Annotated in this window: 5 protein-coding genes; 2 read left to right on the forward strand and 3 right to left on the reverse strand. The window is 72.5% G+C overall.

Going from position 1 to position 4,629, the window contains the following annotated elements; translation table 11 throughout:
• On the forward strand, positions 1-772 hold a 772-nt coding region (locus G3I40_RS35635; protein ID WP_275410285.1), incomplete at its 5' end, for an ATP-dependent helicase C-terminal domain-containing protein.
• Positions 773-813: 41 nt separating this feature from the next.
• Here the strand turns inward: G3I40_RS35635 and G3I40_RS35640 are convergent.
• The 3 genes from G3I40_RS35640 to G3I40_RS35650 form a co-directional block, all read right to left on the reverse strand.
• A complete protein-coding gene (locus G3I40_RS35640) occupies positions 814-1,806 on the reverse strand; it encodes a DUF3068 domain-containing protein (RefSeq protein ID WP_164558976.1) in 993 nt (330 codons plus the stop codon).
• A gap of 26 nt (positions 1,807-1,832) precedes the next feature.
• Entirely contained in the window at positions 1,833-1,967 is a 135-nt protein-coding gene (locus G3I40_RS35645) for an SPW_0924 family protein (protein WP_164558977.1), read from the reverse strand.
• Between the two features lie 169 nt (positions 1,968-2,136).
• On the reverse strand, positions 2,137-3,870 hold the full coding sequence (locus tag G3I40_RS35650; RefSeq protein ID WP_164558978.1) for a lytic murein transglycosylase: 1,734 nt from the start codon (positions 3,868-3,870) through the stop codon (positions 2,137-2,139).
• Between the two features lie 159 nt (positions 3,871-4,029).
• On the opposite strand from G3I40_RS35650, the gene G3I40_RS35655 reads away from it, so the two are divergent.
• A partial coding sequence (locus tag G3I40_RS35655; protein ID WP_164558979.1) for a DUF4184 family protein occupies positions 4,030-4,629 on the forward strand: 600 nt, incomplete at its 3' end.

The raw sequence follows: 4,629 nt of genomic DNA on the forward strand, positions 1-4,629 counted from the left end.
CGGCGCGGTCGTGGACGAGGAGGCCGCGCGCCGGGCGGCCGCGCCGCTGTACGCCGAGGGCGATGAAGTGGCGTGGTCCGACGGCGACGTGGTGGCCCGCAACGTCACCCGGCTCGGTGCCGTCGAGCTGACGGTGCGCCCGCTCAGGCAGGCCGCCCCCGGCCTCGTACGGGAGGCGTTGCGCGAGGGGCTGCGGCGCGAGGGGTTCGGGCTGCTGCGGTGGGACCGGGACGCCGAGGACCTGCGCCGGCGCCTCGCGTTCCTGCGCCGGCACCTCGGGGAGCCGTGGCCCGAGGTGAGTGACGAGGGGCTGCACGCGCGCGTGGACGACTGGCTGGAGCCGGAGTTGAGCAAGGCGCGGCGCCGCGCGGACCTGGCGCGGATCGACGCGGGGCAGGCGCTCAAGCGGCTGCTGCCGTGGGCGAGCGGCGACGCCCGGCACTTCGAGGCGCTGGCACCGGAGCGGATCGAGGTGCCCAGCGGGTCGCGGGTCCGCGTGAACTACGCCGATCCCGAGCAGCCGGTGCTGGCCGTGAAGGTGCAGGAGATGTTCGGGCTCGACGAGACGCCGAGGGTGGCCGGGGTGCCGGTGCTCGTGCATCTGCTGTCCCCCGCGGGGCGGCCCGCCGCCGTCACCGCCGACCTGGTGTCCTTCTGGCGCGACGGCTACCGCGCGGTGCGCGCCGATCTGCGCGGCCGCTACCCGAAGCATCCCTGGCCCGAGGACCCGGCGACGGCGGAGCCGACCCGGCGGACCAACCCCCGGCACTGACGGGCCTGTTGGCGCGCCGTCGCCGGGGGCGTCGGGCCGGTTCAGACCCCGGCCGGCTCCGGCTCGCGGTCCGGGACGGATCGGGGTTCGCCGGGCCTGCGACTGCGGGCCTCCAGCCACAGGGACAGCGCGAGCAGCAGCGTACCGAGGACGAGGAAGCCCCACGGCAGGTAGGAGGTGAGCAGCAGGACGAGGGTGCGCTGGGACTTGACCAGGTCGACCGTGTCCTTGATGTAGTCCTCGCGCATCTTGACGTCGCCGGAGAACGCGGTGATCTTGTCGCGGCCGCCGAGCAGGGTGCCGCCGCGCATCTCCTCCTTGTGTTTCTCCTCGCCGTAGACGGGGGCGCCGGTCGTCGGGTCGACCAGGAAGGTGCGGTCCGTGGTGTACCACATCTGCGTGCCGGTCTTGGCGACCGATTCCGCCGTGATGCCCTTGACCGGGAGCTTCTTGGGGAAGGGGACCTTCGTCCACGGGATGGTCTGCTCGAAGCGGTAGATCTTGACGCCGCGGAAGGTCTCGGTGCCCTTGTAGTGGATGGGGCGGGTGACGCGGGCGCGCGCGTCGAAGTACTCGTAGTCCCGCTTCTCCGTCAGGAACGGCCACTTGAACTCGATGCCCTGCCGGGTGACCGGGTCGCCGTCGACGGATTCGCCGGTGGCGTGCACGGGTTCCTGGCTGTGCGCGTCGAAGATGTAGCGCTCGGGGATCTGGGAGACCATCTTGCCGTCGGGGCCGACGATGTAGGTCAGTCCGTTCCAGACGACGACGTCGCGCCCGGCGCTCTTCTCGATCTTGTCCGACTCCTCGACGTCGCCCTTGAGGGTCTGCACGACGGTGAGCTTGGGGACCTTCTTCTCCTGCATGGAGCCGTAGTCGACGAGGGTCGCGTTCTTCGCCTCCAGGACCATCGTCTGGTACTGGCTGGGCGGGATCTTCGCCAGGCGCGGGAACGCGTACCAGCGCATGAGCGGGGACAGCGCCGTGAAGAACACGGCGAAGGCGAGCAGGATCAGGCTGGCCTTGCGGCGCACGGCGGCCCTCCTCAACTACGGTCGCGCTACGGGTGTTTGGGGACGGTGGTCAAGAGCGGCTCGGGGGACGTCTTGCCCGCCGGGGCGCCGATCGCCGACATCGTGAGGACGAGGGCGAAGGCGGCGGCGAGTCCGATCGCCGCGGCGATGAGGGCGCGCATGTCCGACCTCCCTGCAACCGTGCGACACACGGGATCTGATGAGGCGTCAGGCCTCGGAGTCGGTGCACCGTAGCAATGCCGGGCCCAGATGAGAACACGTTGCACACACGACAAAACCCTCCGGCCCGTACGGGGCCGGAGGGCTTGGTGCGCCGGAGTGCGCCGGGCGTTACGCGGAGGGGCTCGCGGACGCGGACGGGGTGCCGGTGGCGCCGCCGGACGGGGCCGCGGTGACCTTCAGTTCGACGGTGAGCGTGCCGCCGCCGGTCGTGTCGATCCGCAGCAGGAACGTGCCGGCCGTGTCGTCCGCGTACAGCTTCGGCAGCGTGAGCAGGCCGTCCTTGCCGGTCTTGAGGCCCTTGAGGGTACGGACCGTCTTGCCGTCCGCGTCCTTGAAGTAGGGGCCCTTGTCCGCCGCGGTCGGGTCGGCGGCCGACGTGACGAGGGTGGCGCTCGCGGCGACCCCGTCGGCGACGGCGCCCTTGTACGTCGCCTTCACCTCGACGGCGTCGGCGAATTCCGCGCCGGCCACGCAGCTGAGTTCCTTGTCGCTGGTGCGGGCCAGCTTGTCGGCGGCGCGGGCGGTGACGGCCGCCTTGTGGTCGAGGGCGGCCAGCGAGCGGCCGACGACGCTCGCCCGGACCGTGAACGTGCCGGTCTTCTCGCCCGCCACGAGCTTCGGGGCGGTGGCGACACCCGACGCGTCGGTGACGACGATGACGCTCTTGGCGCCGCCGGCGAACGCGGTGTCCGTGTCGCCGACGAGCACGAACCGCACCTTGACCTTGGCGACGCCCTTGCCCTTGGCGTTCTGCGGGCGTACCGCGACCTGCTCGCCGAAGGTGTCGCCGGCCATGGCGCTCAGCCGGCCGGTGCCGGCGTCGGCGAGCTTGGTGACGGTCTCGGTGGGCGTGGGAGCGGGGGTGGTGGGCGGGTCGTCGGGGTCGGGGCTGTGCGAACCACCGTTGCCGGGGCCGGAGTTGCCGCCGCCGTGGTTGCCGGAGCTCGGCGGCGTGGTGGCGGGCGGCGTCGTGCCGGGCGACGTGGGCGTCGGGCCCGGGGACGGACTCGTGCTGCCGCCGCCGGTCGGGTTCTTGGGGAGCACGCCGGTGCCGTTGGGCACCTCGTGCGTGCCCTTGCGGTAGAACTCCAGCCAGGACAGGACGTGGGTGAGGTAGTCCGAGGAGTTGTTGTAGCTGAGGATCGCCTTGTTCAGGTCCGCGGCGTTCGACAGGTCCCAGCCGTTGCGGCACAGGTAGTGGCCCGCGCCGAGGGCCGCGTCGTAGACGTTGTTCGGGTCCTTCTTGCCGTCGCCGTTGCCGTCGCGGCCCGCCCATTCCCAGGTCGAGGGGATGAACTGCATGGGGCCGACGGCCCGGTCGTGGACCGTGTCGCCGTCGTAGGAGCCGCCGTCGGTGTCGGTGATCTTCGCGAAGCCGTTGCCGTCCAGGGGCGGGCCGAGGATCTGCTTGATCGTCGTGCCGTTCGCGTCGACGTTGCCGCCGCGGGCCTGACCCGACTCGACCTTGCCGATCGCGGCGAGCAGCTCCCACGGCAGGTTGCAGCCGGGCTTGCTGGTCGCGAGCTCGGCCTCGGCCTTCTTGTACGCGTCCAGGACGGTGGCGGGGATGCCCGACTCGGCGTCCCCGGGCGCGCCCGAACCGGGTGAGGCCGTCGGGCCGTCGGTGGGGCTGTCCAGCTGGGGCAGGTCGGTGAAGTAGTCGGGCCCGCTCGCCGCGTCGGGCGTCGGGTCCTCGGAACGGTCCGCGGTGGGCCGTCCGCCTCCCGCGGGCGGCGGCGTCACCCCCGGGGCCTGCGAGGCGGAGAGAGCGGCCACTGCCGCGGCGGCCACCGCCGCGGTCATCGCGCCCCTGCGCAGCCTCCTGCCAAATACCGCCGCCATGCCGCGAACCCCTCCCATGTCGCCCCGCGCCTGGACCCAGCCGACACTACGACAACTTCCGCCGCGCAGATACCTGTTCGCGCCCGGTATTAACCGATTGGCGATATACGCGTTGTCGTACTCTTCCACGCCTGCCCGCACATGTTCCCGGAGGGTTCCATGCCGTTCACCATCAGTCATGCCGCCGCGGTGCTGCCGTGCGTGCGGCGCGACGGCTCCGGGCGCGGGCGGCTCGTGCCGTCGCTCCTGGTCGCCGGGTCGTTCGCGCCGGACGTCCCGTACTTCGCGGCGGGCGCAGTGCCCGGGGCGATGGAGTTCGGCGACGTGACCCATTCCTTCGCGGGCGTCCTCACGGTCGATCTCGCCGTCGCGCTCGCGCTGGTGGGCCTGTGGCTGCTGGTGCGCGAGCCGCTCCTCGCGCTGCTGCCGCGCCGGGTGCGCGGCCGGGTGTGGGCGGTGGTCACGGGCCGGGCACGAGGGGACCGCCGGCCGCTGTGGTGGTACGTGTCCGCGGTGCTCGGGGCGACGACGCACGTGGTGTGGGACGCGTTCACGCATCCCGGCCGGTGGGGTCTGCGGCTCGTTCCCGTGCTCACCGAGCAGTTCGGCGGCTCACCCCTCTACTGGTACGCGCAGTACGGGAGTTCGGCGCTCGCCCTGGTGGTGCTCGGGGTGTTCCTGTGGCGGGCGGTGCGGGACGCGCCCACCGCGACCGGACCGGTCGCCGCGTCCACGGCGGCGCGGTGGCTGGCGCTCGCG

Source organism: Streptomyces sp. SID14478, from assembly GCF_010548525.1.
Lineage (GTDB): Bacteria > Actinomycetota > Actinomycetes > Streptomycetales > Streptomycetaceae > Streptomyces.

Coding starts and splice junctions, on each gene's coding strand:
- G3I40_RS35645 (WP_164558977.1), bottom strand. CDS start 1,967: ATGCGCGCCCTCATCGCCGCGGCGATCGGACTCGCCGCCGCCTTCGCC.
- G3I40_RS35650 (WP_164558978.1), bottom strand. CDS start 3,870: ATGGCGGCGGTATTTGGCAGGAGGCTGCGCAGGGGCGCGATGACCGCG.